This window comes from Lentilactobacillus hilgardii DSM 20176 = ATCC 8290 (genome assembly GCF_000159315.1).
GTDB lineage: Bacteria > Bacillota > Bacilli > Lactobacillales > Lactobacillaceae > Lentilactobacillus > Lentilactobacillus hilgardii.
Genome location: NZ_GG669994.1, coordinates 244,224 through 262,663, shown reverse-complemented (window position 1 = coordinate 262,663; position 18,440 = coordinate 244,224). Strand labels below are relative to the sequence as shown.

The following is an 18,440-nucleotide window of genomic DNA, read 5'->3' as shown; positions in this document are numbered from 1 at the left end:
CTAACCGCTTTGCTCCGCACACTTATAATAATTTCTTCCAAAATGACCGTTTCTTTTTCTTTGAAGTTCCCGACGCCTTTTCGTGGTAACGATCCATGCCTTCCTTATAGGGGTTACTAATCAGTTGGTTCAATGAAGGTCGCGATTTTTTAGCGGCTTCTTCAATCGGCAATTTTCGATGACAATTTGGGCACGTTACCTGATTTTCCGTTAATTTAGTCCCACAATAAGGACAAAAAGCAAACTTTCTGATTGGCATCTCGATTACCTCGATTGTTGCTTGGTTTGATTACGGTTTCGACATTTAACGGCTTCTTCCCGCTCCTACGCTGCATCCTTTTATTGAAAGACTTCCTGTTGATGCTTTTTAACCGCTTCTTGATCTTTTAATTGCTGGCCGATCGTATGAAACCGTCTGGCCGCCATCAACACAGCGATCATAATAACGTCTTCCAATGTATCACGAATCCATTTTGGCATTTTAAACTTCTTCTTTGCCATGAATGTTATTCCCCTCAATCAACTTGATTTTCTAACAAGAACGCTTTGAAATAATCAAATGCCATTTCTCGAATTGATTCAATACCAATCTGCTTTGTTGTTGACTCAGTCTGTTCATCAACATCCAGTAGTTCCACTGTTAATAAACCAGTCGTCAGATTTAAATTGGTCGGAAAGGCCGCAAAGTTCTCTTTATCAGCTAACTCAAACCGAATAATCTTTCTGAACTTAATCGACTGGTAAAGAATATGCGTTAAAATATTATCCGTATCATCAAAGGCACGTTCGGCATTGAGAACAGGTAAAACAAAGTGTTTGGTATCTTTATTCAATTTAACAAATCGATGAATCAGACGAAGGTAGTCCGAATCCAATAATATTTCTTTAATATCGTCATATCGAATCCAAACATAACCGCCAAACCGTCCGTTCATGTCAACCACCATCATCACCAACTCGTTGGCATTGCCGGCAATCACTTGACCAACATAAAAGTATTTTCGTTCATCATTAGTATCAATAATGATAGCCTTATTTGTACCACGCAATTTTCCAATAGTTTCTCTAAATTTATCCGTGTCCCGTACACTTACATCATCAATATGATTCTCAGGCTTAATCATTGCCAATGTTTCTTGGACTAATTGTAATTCGGTTCCACCAAATTCAATACCGTGAATATCGTCAAATAAGAAGTCCATCATTCGCTGCTTGGAGAAGTCAAATTTGTTCAAGTTTAAAAACGTCAGGCCATCCGCACGAACATCCTTGACCAATCCCTCACTATATTTAAGTTTGCCATCTTCAACCGTAATAATCAATGAGACCCGCTGTTCTTCATAAAGCGTCTTCACAATCCGATCAAATAAAGAATCGCTCATTTTTATCGGCATATCAAATGAAGGATTGCTCGATAAGTCATTCATTTCATCAAATGAAATTCGATCTTTCATGCTCGCAAGATCATAACTGTCTGTTTCAATCGATTTAACCGAACCAATTTTTAAATAAACTTCTCCATCTTGAATGCCATAATCGTTATAGGTCAGCATAACAAAATCCTGAGCATCCAAATACTGGATGACACCCGTATATACGATATCGCTATTCTTTTGGAAGGCGTTTATTAACCGCTCATCAATTTGAGCTGACCGCAACTGTTCATATATTGTTTTCAAAAGAGACACCTTCTTTCACATCCGTAGATTATTCGTTATCATAATTATAAGCGCTTATATTCGTGCAATCTATGATATGGCATTGCTGACGAAGGCTCGTAGATCATCACCGGATTTGTGTGCACTAAGACCAACCAATAGTTTGATTCTGGCCTTTTGTCCATTTAATCCCTGGCATAGAATGAGCCCCATTTTTCTGAGTTGAATACCGCCACCCTCATAATCATAAATATCTTGGGCAACACCGTTATAACATCTGGAAACCAGGACGATGGGAATGTTATTATCTATGAGTCGCTTAATTGCAGGTAGCGTTTGGGGCGGCAGATTTCCCGCACCCAGGCCTTCAATAACCAATCCATTAGTAGTCGATCGGTTGATTGCCTCAAATAAATCGCCGTTCATCCCGGCATATGCCTTTATTAAATAAACGCCGGCAGAAACATGATCAATATCGGAAACCTCAGTTTGAATGAGTTCTTGAAAATATTTAGCCTTATTCTGTGTCACAATTCCAATCGGACCAAATGTAGGCGTTCTAAACGTTGCGACATTAGTGGTATGGGTTTTGGTCACAAAACGAGCTGTATGAATTTCATCATTCATCACAACAAGGACACCTTTACCGTAAGATTCATCAGTTGCCGCAACCAAAATTGCATTTTGAAAGTTGTATAAACCATCTGAGCCAATTTCATTTGACGATCGCATCGCTCCTGTTACCACGACTGGAATTGTATTTGGTAATGTCAAATCTAAAAAGTAAGCTGTTTCTTCCAGTGTATCGGTTCCGTGAGTAATCACGACACCGTCAACGCCATCGTTAATTGCTTTTATAATTCGTTGTTTAATCTGCAACATCACTTCAGGTGTGACATGAGGTGATGGTAAATTGAATAGTTCATCGGTAATCAGGTTGATTTGACCATTCAAAATGACTTGTTCTTCTGCGATTGGGTTCTCATCATTTGGAACAACTTCGCCCTTTTCGTTTTGAGACATTGAAATGGTACCACCGGTGTGAATCGCTAAAATTGTTTTCATAGAATTTCGGCCTCCAAAATGATAATCTATACTATTGTACATTATAATTGTAGCTGAGAAAACATACCGACAACACAGAAAGAAGTGAGCTTATGTCAGATTCTGATAGATACTATAAGCCTAAGAATTCAAAAGACGCGATGCGCCAGATTGAAATGTTGTTTAATAAATATAAAGACGCCCCACTAACTCAGGAATTGGTTGATTATCACCAGAATCTGGTTAACAGGCTTAAAACCGATATTATGCAGGCAGCCAACGTGGAAAACATTTCATCCAGAACCGAAAATCTCAACTCAATGATCAACGTCATGACCCGCTGGCTGCAAATCAGACTTTCTGGAAAACCCTTTAACGGTCAAATGAGTCATTTTAAATACGTTAGTGATGAAACCAAAACAACCTTTAAACGTCACGTCCACAAAATTAAGGGGTGGCGGCAGTCACCGTGCATCAAGGCATTAATTGGCAGAGCTGATTAAAGAAACAACAGCCCTGTCAGACTACTCACAAGGAGGCTTGAAGAATTGAGCAAAACCATTATCGAATTACAGCACGTCTACAAAAAATATGACGACTTTACCGCACTTAAAGATATTAATTTTAAACTAAACCAAGGAGAATTTTACACCCTTCTTGGCCCTTCCGGTTGTGGAAAGACAACCATTCTTCAAACAATTGCAGGATTTACCGATGCAACTTCCGGACAAGTATTATTTGACGGTCAAAAGATCAATGACATTCCGGCTAATAAACGTCAATTAAACACTGTTTTTCAAGACTACGCCCTTTTTCCAAATATGAACGTTTTTGAAAACGTCGCTTTTGGATTGATCTTGCATAAAGTCAAAAAAGCAGAAGTGGCCGAACGGGTTCATGATGCTTTGAAATTAGTTCAATTGGATCAATATGCTAATCGGGAGATTTCTGAACTTTCCGGCGGCCAGAAACAGCGAATCGCGATCGCCAGAGCAATTGTTAATCGCCCGAAGGTTCTTCTATTGGACGAACCGCTGTCCGCCTTGGATGCTAAATTAAGAAAAGATATGCAGTATGAATTGCGTAGCCTCCAACAAAACCTTGGCATCACCTTCCTATTCGTTACCCATGATCAGGAAGAGGCACTGGCAATGAGCGATCAAATTTTTGTCATGAATAAGGGACAAATTCTTCAAAAGGGTGACCCGGTCGACATCTATGACGAACCCATCAACCATTTTGTGGCTGATTTCATCGGCGAAAGCAATATCATTCCCGGCCACATGGTCCGAGATTACGAAATCTCATTTCTTGGACATACATTTGAATGTGCGGATGCCGGCATGCGCCCAAACGAACCCGTTGAGGTTGTGATTCGTCCGGAAGACCTTGTTATCACAACTCCTGAAAAAGGAAAGTTACAGGTTAAGGTCAGCACCCAGCTGTTCCGCGGTGACTATTATGAAATACTCGCCTATGATATGCAGGATAACGAATGGTTGATTCATTCCACCAATGCAACAACTGACAATGCGATTATCGGGTTAACATTTGGCCCTAATGATATGCACGTCATGCGTTACAACGAAACCGAAGCCAAGTTTAATTCTCGTTTGGAAACTTACGAAGAATAGGGAGGAAAAAACATTGAAAAAAAGCTTCAGAGCAATGTTTTACACGCCTTACATGATGTGGCTGGCCTTGTTTGTAATCGCACCGGTGGGATTGATCGTTTATTATTCGTTTTTCAACATCTCACATCAGTTTACTTTTGATAATTATGCCACGTTCTTTCGCTCCGGCACTTATTTAACCATGACGGCAAACTCAGTGCTTTACGCCTTTTTAATCACGTTGATTTCTCTTCTAATCAGTTATCCAATGGCATTGGTCATCAGTAAATTGAAACATCGTGATCTATGGATCCTACTCGTCATTTTACCAACATGGATTAACCTGCTGCTAAAAGCATACGCCTTTATTGGCCTACTAAGCCATGACGGACTGGTTAACAATTTGTTTGAATTAGTCGGACTACCAGCTCAACATATGCTGTTTACAGACACCAGCTTCATCCTCGTTGCGTCCTATATCCAAATTCCGTTTATGATTTTACCAATATATAATTCATTAACTGACATTAGCGACTCTTATATCAAAGCAAGTCATGACCTGGGCGCAACCAATTGGCAGACCTTAACCAAAATCATTATTCCCATGACCATGCCCGGTATTAAATCCGGCGTTCAAATCGTCTTCATCCCTTCTTTATCACTCTTCATGCTTTCAAGATTGATTGGTGGTAACAAGATTATTACACTTGGAACTGCGGTTGAAGAGCATTTCTTAACAACGATGAACTGGGGAATGGGTTCCACTATTGGCGTGGTCTTGATCATCTCAATGGTAATCGTCATGCTGTTTACCAACACTAAACGAAAGAGGGGGCGCAACTAATGAGCAATCGGTCCTCAAAGCTTGGAAAGATCTATATTGTCATCATCTTTTTGCTTTTGTACATGCCCATCCTCTACCTTATTATCTACTCGTTTAGTAAGGGAACGACAATGACCAATTTCCGCGGTTTCAGCCTCACCCACTATGGTGAACTGTTTCATGACAAACGAATGTTGGCTATTTTTCTTGATACCGTTTTAATCGCCCTGTTGTCCTCAGTCTTTTCCACAATTATCGGTACACTGGGTGCTTTGGGGATCAGTAATGCCAAACGGGAAAGATCCAGGCAAACATTGTTATCGTTGAATAATATCCTGCTGGTCTCTCCTGATGTCATTATGGGTGCCAGCTTTCTGATCTTCTTTACATCCCTGAAAGTGCCATTAGGATTCTGGTCAGTTCTTTTAAGTCATATTGCATTTGAAATTCCCATCGTCGTTTTAATGGTCCTGCCAAGGCTCGATGAAATGAGTCCCTCACTGATTAACGCCGCAACCGATCTGGGCGCAACTTCTGGGCAGGTTTTAAGCAGAGTGGTTTTGCCTTTTATTCAACCCGGAATTATTGCCGGATTCTTCATGGCGATTACGTATTCTTTGGACGACTTTGCGGTCACTTTCTTTGTTACAGGAAACGGCTTTACGACATTGTCGGTTGAGATCTACTCACGAGCCCGTCAAGGCATCAGTTTGGAAATCAATGCCCTGGCCGGCATTATGTTTGTCTTTTCGTTGATCTTGGTTATTGTCTATTATTTCATCGAAAACCACAATTTGGTTTCACGCCGAAAGAAAGATAAATTGGGGGTGGCTAACCAATGAAAAAGTTTATAATCGCTATTGTAGTTCTATTGGCGATTTGTGCCGGCTTGGGACTTGGCAGCCATGAATTGACCAAATCAACCGGTGATTCCAGCAGTAAAGTTTTGAATCTCTATAATTGGGGAGATTATATCGACCCTTCCCTTCTGACTAAATTCCAAAAGGAAACCGGTTATCATGTTAATGTTGAAACCTTTGACAGCAATGAAGCAATGTACACTAAAATTAAACAAGGCGGTACCAACTATGATTTAACAGTACCAAGTGATTATATGGTTCAAAAAATGAAAGCAGATCATATGCTGATTCCTTTGGATAAATCAAAATTGACCGGTATGTCTCATTATGGTGCTTCATTTATGAATAAGAGCTTTGATCCGGGCAACCGTTATTCAATTCCCTACTTTTGGGGGACACTTGGTATTATCTACAATGACAAATACATCAAGCCCGGTGAATTAACTCATTGGGACCAACTCTGGCACTCAAAATATCGAAATGACATTATGCTCATTGATTCTGCGAGAGATATTATGGGGTTCTCCCTGATTTCACAAGGTCATTCAGTGAACACAACCAATACGAAAGAATTGATAGCAGCTAAGAATAAATTGAACCGTCTTTCACCAAATGTTAAGGCGGTCGTTGCTGACGAGATCAAGATGTATATGGCCGAAGGCGAAGCACCTATTGCAGTTGACTGGTCCGGTGAAGCGACCGAAATGATGTCACAAAATGCTCATTTACATTACGTTGTGCCAACCGAAGGCAGTAACATGTGGTTTGATAATTTGGTTATTCCAAAAACTGCGAAACATTTTAAAGCAATCTATGCTTTCTTGAATTTTATGAATAAACCGGAAAATGCCGCTCAAAATGCTAAGTATATTGGTTACTCAACGCCTAATACAGATGCTTATAAACTTTTACCAAAGTCTGTTCGAGACAATAAACAATTTTATCCCCCCAAGCAGGTTCTTGATAAACTGGAGGTTTACAGTAACCTCAGTGCGAAGAAAGTCCAACAGTACAATGATCTGTATTTGGAATTCAAAATGCATCATTAAGAATCAATCAACTATTATGATTTGATTGGTCATTGGTAGCGAAAAGATTTACACTAAAATATGAGGTGAATAATAGAAATGGCAAAGCAAAACAGAAGACGAGACATCATTGTTGATATGAACGAATTCATCGTTACATATGCGGCAACCTTGTTAGACCCGTCACAGAATCTTTCAAAACTGATTTATGACACGACCAAAGATGATATTACAAAGATGGACGATCTATTCAAAGACAATGGATTCGGTCGAAAAAATAAATTCGTCAATATCGGTGAGGGTTTCCTTCGCGATTGGAAGGGCTTGGATGAAGAAGAAGCCAAGCAGCAAGCAGATCAATTGGCAAAGGATGCCATTGATTACTTGGGTAAAAATACCGATTATTTCGAAACATGGAGAACGGATTAGTGTGCGAAACAAAGTGGTTAGCACTAACAACCACATAAACTAACGAAACCAAAAGGGTGACCATCAATTGATTTTAATCAGTTGATGATCGCCTTTTTCATCCTATACACTCGTTAAGCAAATCTCGCTCGTTTTCTGCATAACTGCGTATAATGTTATTTGATTAATCAAGTGTTTATGATTCGAGGGGGGACATACATTGAAAAATACATCTAATTCGACACAATCATCACCTTCTACGACACAAAAGAATGGCTGGTGGGTTTTAGTTTCTATTGGAACCTTTGCGTTCATGTCTAATCTGGATTCAAGCATCGTCAATATTGCAATGCCGATTATGGCTAAAGAGCTACATGTGCCGATGAATCAAATCGAATGGGTCGTTTCCGCCTATTTAATTATCTTGAGTGCCCTGCTTTTATTTTTTGGAAAACTGGGCGATCTTTACGGGAAAGTTAAGGTTTTCCGCATCGGAACAGTTGTCTTTCTTGCCGGGTCCTTTATCTCCGGTCTTCAAATCAACTTCCCGGTTCTATTGATTGGCCGAGCGATCCAGGGTATTGGTGCCGCAATGACCCTTTCCAATACGTATGGTATTACAACCTCAACGTTTGGGGTTAAGGAACGTGGCCGAGCAATGGGGTTTGTCGGGACATTTGTCGCACTCGGAGCTATTGCGGGTCCCGGCTTGGGTGGCTTAATTTTGTCCCAGCTTTCTTGGGGATATATTTTTTGGGTCAATCTGCCATTTGGTATTTTTGCTATTATTCTTGGGGCGATTGTCATGCCAAAGTCTTATCAAACTACCGGCAAGAGGATTGACTGGTTTGGCTTTATCAACTTTGCCCTACTCATATTTGGACTCTTCCTGGGCGATTTCCTTGGTCAGGAAATCGGCTATACAAAACCACTTCCACTTATTTTATTTGCGATTGCCATCGTGACTTTCTGGGGCTTTATTCACACTGAAAAGCGTACCAAGAATCCATTAATGCCCCTTTCGATGTTTAAAATCAAAGCATTCTCCTATGGCCTGGGCGCAGCCGTTTTAATCTTCTTATCGAACTTCTTTACGGTTATTATTATGCCATTTTACCTGGAAGACGCACGTGGTTTAACTGCTGGCCAAGCAGGTGCGTTATTGATCATCTTCCCAATTGTAATGGTTTTTGCCGGTCCAATTGGCGGCTGGTTTGCCGACCATTTCTCACAGGCAAAAGTTGCAACCATTGGTCTTGCAATTGTTGCGTTTGCTCAGGCGTTATACTATTTTCTAACCCTAAACAGCCCAATATGGATTTATGTCATTTATCACCATTGTCATGGCTGTCGGAACCGGATTATTCCAGTCGCCAAACAGTGATATTGTCATGTCGGTTGTCCCTAAAGACCAGTTGGGAAGTGCCGGAAGTTTGAATGCGCTCGCTAGAAATATCGGGATGATTTCCGGAACTGCTCTGTCAACAAGTGCCTTATTTATTGGCATGAGTATCAAAGCAGGCTTTCATGTGACAACCTACCTGCCAAGTCAACCGGAAGTCTTTATCTCAGGCATGCACATTGCCTTTGCGATTTCACTAATCATTATTATCGGTGCATTAATCCTATCGATTCTCCAAGGCAGAAACGTTAAGGCAACTGACTTAAAATAGATCCTATCTCAAAAAACGTTGACCTCCTATATTAGGGGATCAACGTTTTTTTGAAAGCTAAATTCTGTTTTTATCCACGGATTTTTGTAGCCTGCCCCGCACGTTTTCGATATTGAATCCGAATCAGTTTAATAATTTCCGTTACGACCAGCACAACAAATCCACAGATTGCCGGAACAACCCAACCGTAATAGAAATTAATTGTAGCTGTATGGAAGATGCCCTGCATGAATGGTGCGTAAACCAAGAACGCTTGTAAGGCTAGTAGAATTCCGATAATCCCAAAGGCCATCTTATTTTCAAAGAAGTGTTTGGAAATGATCGGATACGAATTACGAATATTGAAGAGATAGAAAATTTTACCGAAGATGATAATGTTAACAGCCATGGTACTGCCCAGAACCGGGTTCAATATATTCGCATCGACAAACTTGTCGAAGGTGAATATACCAAGTGACGAAATCAAAACTGACACATAGACAATTTCAAAAACGTCCATCTTGCCCAAAATCCCCTTAGTCACATCACGTGGTCCTCGCACCATGATCGATTCCTCTGCGGGCTCGAAAATAAATGCGAATTGAATGGTCAAAGCAGAAACGGTGTTGATCCAAAGCAACTGGGTTGGATATAGCGGTAATTCCTGTCCCATAATCATACTGATCAAAACAACCAGTCCCTCAGCAAAACTTGTTGGTAAAAGGAATCGAATTGTTTTTTGAATATTATCAAACACATGTCGACCTTCAGAGACGGCATCTACGATAGTGGTAAAGCTATCCTTAACCAATACCATATCAGCGGATTCTTTGGCAACGTCCGTTCCTTTAATTCCCATAGAAATACCGATGTTGGCTTGCTTTAATGCCGGTGCATCATTAACACCATCGCCGGTCATCGCAACAATTTTCGAATTAGCCTGCTGTGCACGAACGATTCGTAATTTATTTGCAGGTGTTGTCCGTGCAAAAACATTATATCGACCAATTTCTTTACTTAACTCTTCATCGGACATCTTGTCAATCTTCGGACCGGTAATCGCATGAATGCTTTCATCCAAATCCAGTTTCTTGGCAATCGCGGTTGCCGTATCAGGATGATCACCGGTAATCATATTAACCTTGACCCCTGCCTGTCGCAAATGATGAATGGCCGGAATGACTTCTTCACGGGGGGGATCCATGATACCAACAATTCCACTTAATTGGATGCCTTGAGAAATGTCATCCATCACGATTTCACTTTCACTGTTGGAAACATCCTTCCAACCCAACGCCACAACTCGTAATCCCTGATCGGTTAACTTGTTAACCTGTTCATACCAAGAATCAGAATCAAAATCAGGATGGCTTGACTTGACCATATCAAAAATCGTTCCAGGAGCACCCTTAACCATTAATTCATTATGCTGCTTGTCATCATCAATCAAACGGGCGCTGTAACGATAAGCCGAATCAAAAGGTAACGTATCCAGCTCGTCAACTTCTGGAGCCCGCCCCATTAATTTATGAAATAGGGTTGTTAAGGCCCCATCGGTTGGTTCACCCGTCAAACGCCACTCACCATCAGTTTGAACAAGTTCGGCATCGGTCGTTGTTCCAGCAATTTTAACCAACTCAACAAAATTTTGATCATTTTGCCAGTCGACTTTTTGACCGTCCAGTAGAACATTACCCGAAACGCCCTTGTCATTATCCACAAATCCTGTACCTGTTACTTGATAATGATGATCATGGGTAATAACGTCCGTTACCGTCATTTCGTTTTTGGTCAGTGTCCCTGTCTTGTCCGTATCAACAATATCAACCGCTCCAAGGGTTTCAACAGCAGGCAATGTTTTAACAATTGCCCCTCGTTTAGTCATGACTTGAACACCCCGTGCCAAAACAACGGATGTTGATGCGGGTAACCCCTCGGGAATCGATCCAACAACCATGGTGATAATGGCGATCGTTAGAACAGGTAAACTATAGATTTTTGTATATAAACCAAGTATGAAAAGTAAAACTGCAATTACAACGATAAAAACTGATAAATTAACACCTAATTTATTTAAATTTTTCATTAACGGCGTTACTTGAGTCTTAACATTAGAAACACTTTGCTGAATACTACCGATTTCGGTTCTCGAACCGGTTCCAACAACAATCCCCATTCCGGATCCTTGTGTTACCGCTGTTGAAGCATAAGCCATATTGGAACGTTCGGCCAACGGAACGGATGCTTTATCAATGGGATTCTCGGTCTTTTCAACCGAATTACTCTCACCAGTTAACGTTGATTCCTGAATTCGTAAATTATCAGCTGAAATCAACCGCATATCAGCAGGAACCGCATCTCCCGCTTCCAAATTCACCAAATCACCAACAACTAATTCTCGAGCCGGAACCTCAATCTTTTGACCATCACGGACAACGTAATTTTGACTAACCAATAATTCTTTTATCTTGGTTAACGCATTGTCTGCTTGGATTTCTTGAAAGAATCCAATAAACGCATTTGCAATAATCACAATCCCGATAACAGATGAATCAGAATAGTGGCGAAGCAGAAGCGTAATGACTGCCGCAGCTATCAGTATATAAATAATACTATTATTAAACTGGGCAATGAATTTAACCAGCTTGCTTTGCTTCTTAACTGTTAATTCATTATAGCCATCTTGAGCTAATCGTTTCTTGGCTTCCTGCTCACCTAATCCATTTTCAGAATTAGTCCCATATTCTTTAACTAATTTCTCAGTGGAATCCTGCCATAACCCCTGTTCGGGAGGAGCCTCAGTAATTTTCTGTTCCATTCAATGTATCAACCTCTCTTTTAATAAAATTAGACGAGCCTTAAAATAATTTAGATCTACCATAGAAATATTATATGATATTTGACGGCATACCTACAAGTAGGACGTCCCAAAACGTGTTGGATCATCTATCTTTTTAGACTATATCGATAAATATCGATTTATAAAAAAAGATCGGGCAAAAAGCTGCTTTGTCTCGATCTCTTGTGAAACGTCATTATTTAACTAAAACGCGCATTAGAAATTAACTATTCCTTGAACACATCTTTATTTGCCTAAATATGGATTATCAGGAACTCGAACCAAATCATCAGCAACCAATCGTTCAGCAATCTGAACTGTATTCCATGCGGCACCCTTTAGAAGGTTATCAGAAACAACCCACATGTGATAGCTGCCTTCATTTTCATAATCCGGTCGAACCCGTCCGACAAATGTTTCCCGTTTGCCTTCTGCCTCAATTGGTTGTGGATAAATTTGATGCGCCGTATCATCTTGCAAAACAACGCCCGGTGCATCAGCCAAGGATTTTTTAATTTCATCGGTATTTGCATTGTCATCGGCTACTTCAAAGTAGACCGTTTCACCATGGGCAATTCTGATCGGAACCCGGACACAAGTAGCGGTTACCTTAATATCCTTGGCATCCATATCATCCAACATAATCTTCTTGGTTTCATGAATCATTTTCCATTCTTCATGAGTGTAATAACCGTCTTGCTCGAAGACATCAATCTGTGGCAATAGGTTAAAGGCTTGTTGGTAGTGCTTCTTATCACCTTTTGTCGGTAGAATTTTTGGATCGGTCTTTTCACCGTTTAATACCTGTTGGGATTCTTCCATCAATTCATTTAGAGCAGATTGACCGGCTCCCGAAACTGCCTGATAGGTTGAAACGATCACCTGCTTTAACCCATATTTCTTATAAATCGGGTTAAGGCAAACAACCATTTGAATTGTTGAGCAGTTTGGATTGGAGATAATTCCTCGATGATTGTACAACGCTTTTTCATTTACTTCTGGAATAACCAACGGAACTTCCGGCTCCATCCGAAAAGCACTGGTATTGTCAACACAGACCGCACCACGTTTAACAGCTTCTGGCAAAAATTTCTTGGAAATAGAACCTCCAGCAGATGCCAATACCAAGTCAACGCCTTCAAATGATTCAGGCTTAGCTTCTTCAACGGTCACATCCCGGCCCTTGAATTTAAGCTTTTTTCCTGCAGAATGAGCCGAAGCAAGCAACTTAACACTCTTAACGGGGATGGTTGATTGTTCCAACTGGCTAATCAGCCGAGTTCCAACGGCTCCAGTAGCACCTAAAATTGCAACGTTAAATTCTCTCATCTCAAAATACTCCCTTATTGTAGAAACTCTAATTATAATATAATCATACTTTAATCTTAAGCGAATCACAAGTGTCTTTCCGACATCTTTGTGGCATCTCTATTTCACCCTATCCAACAGATAAGCGCTCATCCGATCCATTGCCAACTTAATATCTTCGTCCGAGGCCGCATATGACATTCGAATATAGCGTTCACCACCAGGTCCAAAGGCTGATCCGGGAACAACACCGACTTTGGCTTTTTCGGCAAGATCAGTCGCAAATTCTACCGGTGTTTCGTTTATTGTATCAGGAATTTTTGCAAAAATGTAAAAAGCGCCTTGAGGCAATGCAATTTCCATTCCCATTTCTTCCAAACGCTTAGCAATGTAGTCACGGCGCTTATTATATTGTTCACGCATTGGAACCGCATCTTCCAAACCATTCGTCAAAGCTTCCAAAGCTGCATATTGAGCCGGATTTGAAGGACAGGTAACAGCAAAGCCATGCATTTTTGCAGCATTAGTGACAAAATCTTTTGGTGCCGCAAAATAACCGATTCGATACCCGGTCATCGCGTGAGACTTCGAAAGACCATTTACCACAATGGTTTGACCCGGCAAAAGCTTTGCGATTGAATAATGCTTAACGCCATACGTCAATTCGTTATAAATTTCATCAGCCAAGACAAACATGTGGTGCTTTGAAATAATATCAGCCAGGGCTTGCAATTGTTCTTGGGAATATTCTACACCGGTCGGGTTTGATGGATAGTTCAAGACAATTGCTTTGACACGACCCCCGTTTTCATCCAGTGCTTTTTGAAGTTTTTCAGGAGTTAAAACAAAGCCGTCATCCGATGTATCAATTGTAATCAATTCGGCGCCGGCAACCTGAATGATTGGAAAATACAACGCAAAAGCCGGTGTAGGGACAATCACTTTATCTCCGGGATTCAGCATTGATGTTAATGCCGAAAAGATGGCTTCGGTTGCACCAACTGTCACCACAATCTCTGTTTCGGGATCATAATCAACACCGGTACGATTACTTAAATAACGACTGATGGCACGTCGTAATTCGATAATCCCCTTTTGAGCCGAATAATGGGATTTATTATCTTCAATACTTTTAATAGCCGCCTGTTTGACATGCTCCGGTACATTAAAGTCCGGTTCACCAAGTGTCAATTTAACAATTCCGGGAATTGACGAAATTTTCTGATCAAATTCTCGAATACCTGAAGGTCCGACTGCCTTAATGTGCTTATTAACAACTTCTGAAAGTCCCTTATCTAACTCTGGCATAATATCCTCCGTCTCGCTTATAAAATATTTTCCAAACCAACAATTAACTTGGTTGCTTTTGCCGCGGCAGGTACCGCAAGTTTAACACCGTTCATAAATGAGCCGCGGTCAAACGAGTCTTGGCGAATTGTCAATGCTTCTCCCGTGCCCCCAAACAAGACCTGCTCGTGAGCAACATAACCTGGAAGCCTTACCGAATGAATCTTTATACCATGATAATCGCCACCACGAACGCCTTTTAACGTTTCTTCGGATTTTGGAGCCGGATGATCTCCACGAACCTCGTCAATCATCTGTGCAGTTGAAAGGGCCGTTCCAGATGGCGCGTCCAGCTTATCATCATGGTGCATTTCAATAATTTCAACATCGGGCATGTATTGAGCAGCCTCTTTTGCAAATTTCATCAGTAGAACTGCTGATAACCCAAAGTTGGGTGCGATGATCCCCCCAACCTTCTTTTGGTCTGCTAATTCACGTAATTGTTGAATCTGGTCATCTTTCATCCCTGAGGTACCGACAACTGGATGAATGCCATGTTCAATCGCGAATTTAACATTACCAAAAACCGCACTCGGAATTGTAAAATCAATCCAAACATCGGCATCGGTCTCAATCTCGTCTAGACTACTAAATAATTTAACGTTCTTATTAAGACCCATGCCTTGCATATGGGCAACATCAATACCTGGATTATAGGCACCAACCAACTCAAAATCATCGTCTTCATTAATCATTTGAACCGTTTTTTGGCCCATCGATCCCATGAAGCCAGCAACTAGAACCTTTATCATAGTAAACTCCTTGTGTAATTAAATATTGTTAATTTATCGAACGCAAGCTGCAAAAAATCAGAACCTTACATTCCGAACGCCAACCGCTTAGTTTCGCACACTCTCCAGGTCTCTGATTCCCAATCTCTTTGCAAGGATGGCCTTTTCTTCATCGTCTAATGACAGGATTGGCAAACGGCAATCGCCAACATGGTATCCCTGAGCGTTTAGGACAGCCTTAACAGGTGATGGTGACGGATAACTGAAAAGCGCTTTGATCTTTGGGCTTAAGAACCTCATTAGGTCACCTGCTGCTTTGTAGTCGCCATCATAGAGATCATCATACATCTGACGAATTTCCTTACCATAGATGTGACTGGCAACCGAAATAACACCACGGCCACCAACGACTTTTGCAAAGAGTGCCTGAGCATCTTCACCTGTGAAAACGTTAAAGTCATCATCGGTATGCTCAACAATATATTCGAAATCATCCATTGACGTACACTGCTTTACACCGGCAATATTAGGATTCTTTGATAACTCAACCACCGTGTCGTTTGCCATTGTGACACCGGTTCGGCCTGGAATATTGTAAATGATCAACGGAACCGACGACTGTTCAGCAACCGCTGTAAAGTGGGCGATCATCCCTCTTTGATCTGGTTTGTTATAGTATGGCACAACAACCAACGCGTAATCAATACCGGGAATGTGACTAACTTCTGAAGTGAATTGTGCGGTTTCGTAAGTGTTATTACTGCCTGTACCGGCAATAACAACGCCGCGACCATTTACTATCTTAGCAAAACGCGTGTACAATTCAATCTTTTCATCATGACTTAAGGTTGGTGTTTCGCCAGTCGTACCACCAATTACAAAGCCTTTGCTACCAGTATCAATCAAGTGATTTGCCAATGTCTCAAGTGCGTCAAAGTTAATCGTACCGTCATCACTAAATGGGGTAATAATTGCTGTCATAATATCTGCGTTAATCATAAAAATCCCTACTTTCTATATTCTTAGTTTCAATAGTCTTCCAATTTTTTATAAAACCGATTCACCCTGTCTGAACTCAAGAAATCTAACAATCGAATTGACGCCCTTAGGAATCGACGATTCTTTTGGATTCAAAGTAGCAGCGTGTAATGCTGAATCATCTTCGACGCCCAACCAAAACATCGTTCCGGGAATCTTTGATAATAAGTACCCGAAATCTTCACCGGTCATTGCCGGTTGAGTTTCAATAAATTGTGTTTGCGGATCCTGCTTAGCAAAATTGATAAATCGTTTTGTCAATTCATCGTTATTTTCTACGGGAAGATATCCACCTTGGTTAAAAGCAATGTTGACAGTTGCACCATAACTGGTTGCCACTCCATTGGCGACCTGTTTGAGTCGGTCAACAATGTGTTCGATCATTTTCTGGGTGAGACCACGAATAGTTCCTTCAATCCGGGCTTGCCCGGCAATAACATTTCGAATGGTTCCGGCATCCAACTTCCCAAATGTAATTACACCGCCCTCAATCGGGTTAACGCTTCGGGAAACGATTGTTTGAACCTGGTTAATAAATTGAGCCGCCGCAACCACCATGTCATTGGCATCCTGTGGATAAGCCGCATGCCCGCTTTTTCCAATCAAATCAACATTGACTTCCGTTGTTCCCGCAAATAGCGTGCCCATGCGGCAGCCAATTGCTCCCGCGGGTAAGTTGGGATTATCATGCAGTCCGTAAAATTCATCCGGTCTCCATTTGCCGGCAAAAACGCCCTGTTCATAGGCAACTTTACCGCCATTCTGACTTTCTTCTGCCGGTTGAAAGAAGAACACCATATTATCTTTTGGCTGATGCTCACTGAACCAGCTGAGAACGCCCAACGCAACCGTCATGTGGATATCATGGCCACATGCATGCATCACACCGGGTGTTTTAGAAGCAAATGGTAACCCTGTTTTTTCAGTCACGGGCAACGCATCGATATCGGTTCGATAACCAATCGTCCGCTTGGGATCACTTCCGTGAATATACACAAGTAATGCGGTTGGTAGGTCCGGAACCTCTCGGATTTCAAGATATTGCTGGTTAACCCCCTTAATGACAGCTAACAGATATTGATGAGTCTCGAACTCATGCATTGCCAATTCAGGATGCGCGTGCAGGTGCCTACGAATATCAATTAAGTTTTCCGTTGTTAATTGGGCCATTAAATCACAGCTTTCTTAAATCGTCTTCCAACTCTGTCTTGGACTTAGTCTTGGAATCGACATCCTTGATTTTCTTCGCCGGCATACCGGCAACCATCGTATATGGTGCTACATCTTCAGTCACAACCGCGCCGGCTGCCACAACGGCACCTTCACCAACGTGAACGCCTTCAATGACAACTGCATTGGCGCCGATCAGAACATTGTCATCTATTTGAACCGGTTGGGCAGAAGCCGGTTCGATCACACCGGCCAGTACCGCACCAGCACCAATATGTGAATGCTTACCAACAATTGCACGGCCACCCATCACGACGCCCATATCAATCATGCTGTCGGCCCCGATTTCGGCCCCGATATTGATAATAGCGCCCATCATAATGACAGCATTATCGCCAATTGTGACGTGCTCTCGAATGACAGCCCCCGGCTCAATACGGGCATTGACATTTTTGGCATCCAGCAATGGAACGGCGGAATTTGTTGCATCGGATTCGATTTTCGTGTCTTTAATCTGATCTTTATTTGCCTTCAGGAAAGGCTCAACGTTCTTCCAATCACCAAACAAAACGGCAGTGTGTTTCTCAACAAACGCTTCTATTGATTTGGGAATCTCAACTTTTCGAAGAGCACCCTTAACATAAACTTTCACCGGCGTCTTCTTCTCGGCATTTCCGATATACTCAATAATTTCCCGTGCACTTAGTTGTTCCATTGCAATAAAGTCTCCCTTATAAGTAGTAGTTTTATTATTTTTATATAGTTGTCTGAATTAGGACTGTTTCTCAAAGCATCACCACGCCACGTAAGGGATCAAATCGAAAAATCCCAATGCGGGATTCCCCAATTTGACGCCTTACGCTCTGGGTGATAACCGCTTTACTCCGCACACTTGACTTAGGACTGCTTCTCAAAGCAACG

General features: G+C 41.4%; 17 protein-coding genes and 1 pseudogene. 7 read left to right on the top strand and 11 right to left on the bottom strand.

The features are described from left to right. Nucleotides 1-22 precede the first annotated feature (22 nt). The 4 genes from HMPREF0519_RS08475 to HMPREF0519_RS08465 all read right to left on the bottom strand — a co-directional run bounded on the left by HMPREF0519_RS08475 (nucleotide 23) and on the right by HMPREF0519_RS08465 (nucleotide 2,723). Nucleotides 23-259, bottom strand: coding sequence for a zinc-ribbon domain-containing protein (locus HMPREF0519_RS08475; protein ID WP_003559025.1), 237 nt, complete (start codon nucleotides 257-259; stop codon nucleotides 23-25). Between the two features lie 80 nt (nucleotides 260-339). Further along, nucleotides 340-501 (bottom strand): hypothetical protein, encoded by a 162-nt coding sequence (locus HMPREF0519_RS13905; RefSeq protein ID WP_003635466.1) that lies wholly within the window; start codon nucleotides 499-501, stop codon nucleotides 340-342. Between the two features lie 14 nt (nucleotides 502-515). Continuing rightward, nucleotides 516-1,688, bottom strand: a complete 1,173-nt coding sequence (locus HMPREF0519_RS08470) for a hypothetical protein (protein WP_003635465.1) — start codon at nucleotides 1,686-1,688, stop codon at nucleotides 516-518. A 60-nt stretch (nucleotides 1,689-1,748) separates the two neighbouring features. Further along, nucleotides 1,749-2,723 carry an asparaginase gene (locus HMPREF0519_RS08465; RefSeq protein ID WP_040472770.1) on the bottom strand — a complete coding sequence of 325 codons (975 nt, stop codon included), beginning with the start codon at nucleotides 2,721-2,723 and terminating at the stop codon, nucleotides 1,749-1,751. Between the two features lie 92 nt (nucleotides 2,724-2,815). On the opposite strand from HMPREF0519_RS08465, the gene HMPREF0519_RS08460 reads away from it, so the two are divergent. From HMPREF0519_RS08460 to HMPREF0519_RS08430, 7 genes and pseudogenes are all read left to right on the top strand, one after another. Beyond that, nucleotides 2,816-3,205 (top strand): hypothetical protein, encoded by a 390-nt coding sequence (locus tag HMPREF0519_RS08460; protein ID WP_003635460.1) that lies wholly within the window; start codon nucleotides 2,816-2,818, stop codon nucleotides 3,203-3,205. A gap of 45 nt (nucleotides 3,206-3,250) precedes the next feature. Then, entirely contained in the window at nucleotides 3,251-4,336 is a 1,086-nt protein-coding gene (locus HMPREF0519_RS08455) for an ABC transporter ATP-binding protein (protein WP_003635458.1), read from the top strand. 13 nt (nucleotides 4,337-4,349) lie between these two features. Then, nucleotides 4,350-5,159: an ABC transporter permease gene (locus tag HMPREF0519_RS08450; RefSeq protein WP_003635456.1), complete on the top strand. Its 810-nt coding sequence runs from the start codon at nucleotides 4,350-4,352 to the stop codon at nucleotides 5,157-5,159. Further along, nucleotides 5,159-5,980: an ABC transporter permease gene (locus HMPREF0519_RS08445; protein ID WP_003559011.1), complete on the top strand. Its 822-nt coding sequence runs from the start codon at nucleotides 5,159-5,161 to the stop codon at nucleotides 5,978-5,980. The genes HMPREF0519_RS08450 and HMPREF0519_RS08445 overlap by 1 nt, the downstream gene beginning before the upstream one ends. Further along, nucleotides 5,977-7,047, top strand: a complete 1,071-nt coding sequence (locus HMPREF0519_RS08440) for an ABC transporter substrate-binding protein (RefSeq protein WP_003559009.1) — start codon at nucleotides 5,977-5,979, stop codon at nucleotides 7,045-7,047. Before HMPREF0519_RS08445 ends, HMPREF0519_RS08440 begins: the two co-directional genes overlap by 4 nt. Before the next feature lie 78 nt (nucleotides 7,048-7,125). Next, the gene (locus tag HMPREF0519_RS08435) at nucleotides 7,126-7,455 is read left to right on the top strand and encodes a hypothetical protein (RefSeq protein ID WP_003559007.1); all 330 of its coding nucleotides are present in this window, start codon (nucleotides 7,126-7,128) and stop codon (nucleotides 7,453-7,455) included. Nucleotides 7,456-7,747: 292 nt separating this feature from the next. Continuing rightward, a pseudogene (locus tag HMPREF0519_RS08430) lies at nucleotides 7,748-9,107 on the top strand (MFS transporter). Nucleotides 9,108-9,177: 70 nt separating this feature from the next. Here HMPREF0519_RS08430 and HMPREF0519_RS08425 read toward each other — a convergent pair. From HMPREF0519_RS08425 to dapD, 7 genes are all read right to left on the bottom strand, one after another. Further along, nucleotides 9,178-11,904: an HAD-IC family P-type ATPase gene (locus tag HMPREF0519_RS08425; protein WP_003635450.1), complete on the bottom strand. Its 2,727-nt coding sequence runs from the start codon at nucleotides 11,902-11,904 to the stop codon at nucleotides 9,178-9,180. Between the two features lie 267 nt (nucleotides 11,905-12,171). Further along, a complete protein-coding gene (locus tag HMPREF0519_RS08420) occupies nucleotides 12,172-13,254 on the bottom strand; it encodes an aspartate-semialdehyde dehydrogenase (RefSeq protein ID WP_003635448.1) in 1,083 nt (360 codons plus the stop codon). A 99-nt stretch (nucleotides 13,255-13,353) separates the two neighbouring features. After that, the gene (locus tag HMPREF0519_RS08415; RefSeq protein WP_003635446.1) at nucleotides 13,354-14,541 is read right to left on the bottom strand and encodes an aminotransferase class I/II-fold pyridoxal phosphate-dependent enzyme; all 1,188 of its coding nucleotides are present in this window, start codon (nucleotides 14,539-14,541) and stop codon (nucleotides 13,354-13,356) included. A 17-nt stretch (nucleotides 14,542-14,558) separates the two neighbouring features. Next, on the bottom strand, nucleotides 14,559-15,332 hold the full coding sequence (dapB, locus tag HMPREF0519_RS08410) for a 4-hydroxy-tetrahydrodipicolinate reductase (RefSeq protein WP_003558998.1): 774 nt from the start codon (nucleotides 15,330-15,332) through the stop codon (nucleotides 14,559-14,561). 87 nt (nucleotides 15,333-15,419) lie between these two features. Continuing rightward, a complete protein-coding gene (gene dapA, locus HMPREF0519_RS08405) occupies nucleotides 15,420-16,310 on the bottom strand; it encodes a 4-hydroxy-tetrahydrodipicolinate synthase (RefSeq protein WP_003558996.1) in 891 nt (296 codons plus the stop codon). 48 nt (nucleotides 16,311-16,358) lie between these two features. Continuing rightward, the gene (locus HMPREF0519_RS08400; RefSeq protein WP_003558994.1) at nucleotides 16,359-17,519 is read right to left on the bottom strand and encodes an N-acetyldiaminopimelate deacetylase; all 1,161 of its coding nucleotides are present in this window, start codon (nucleotides 17,517-17,519) and stop codon (nucleotides 16,359-16,361) included. A gap of 4 nt (nucleotides 17,520-17,523) precedes the next feature. Then, a complete protein-coding gene (dapD, locus tag HMPREF0519_RS08395) occupies nucleotides 17,524-18,234 on the bottom strand; it encodes a 2,3,4,5-tetrahydropyridine-2,6-dicarboxylate N-acetyltransferase (RefSeq protein ID WP_003558992.1) in 711 nt (236 codons plus the stop codon). Nucleotides 18,235-18,440 lie beyond the last annotated feature (206 nt).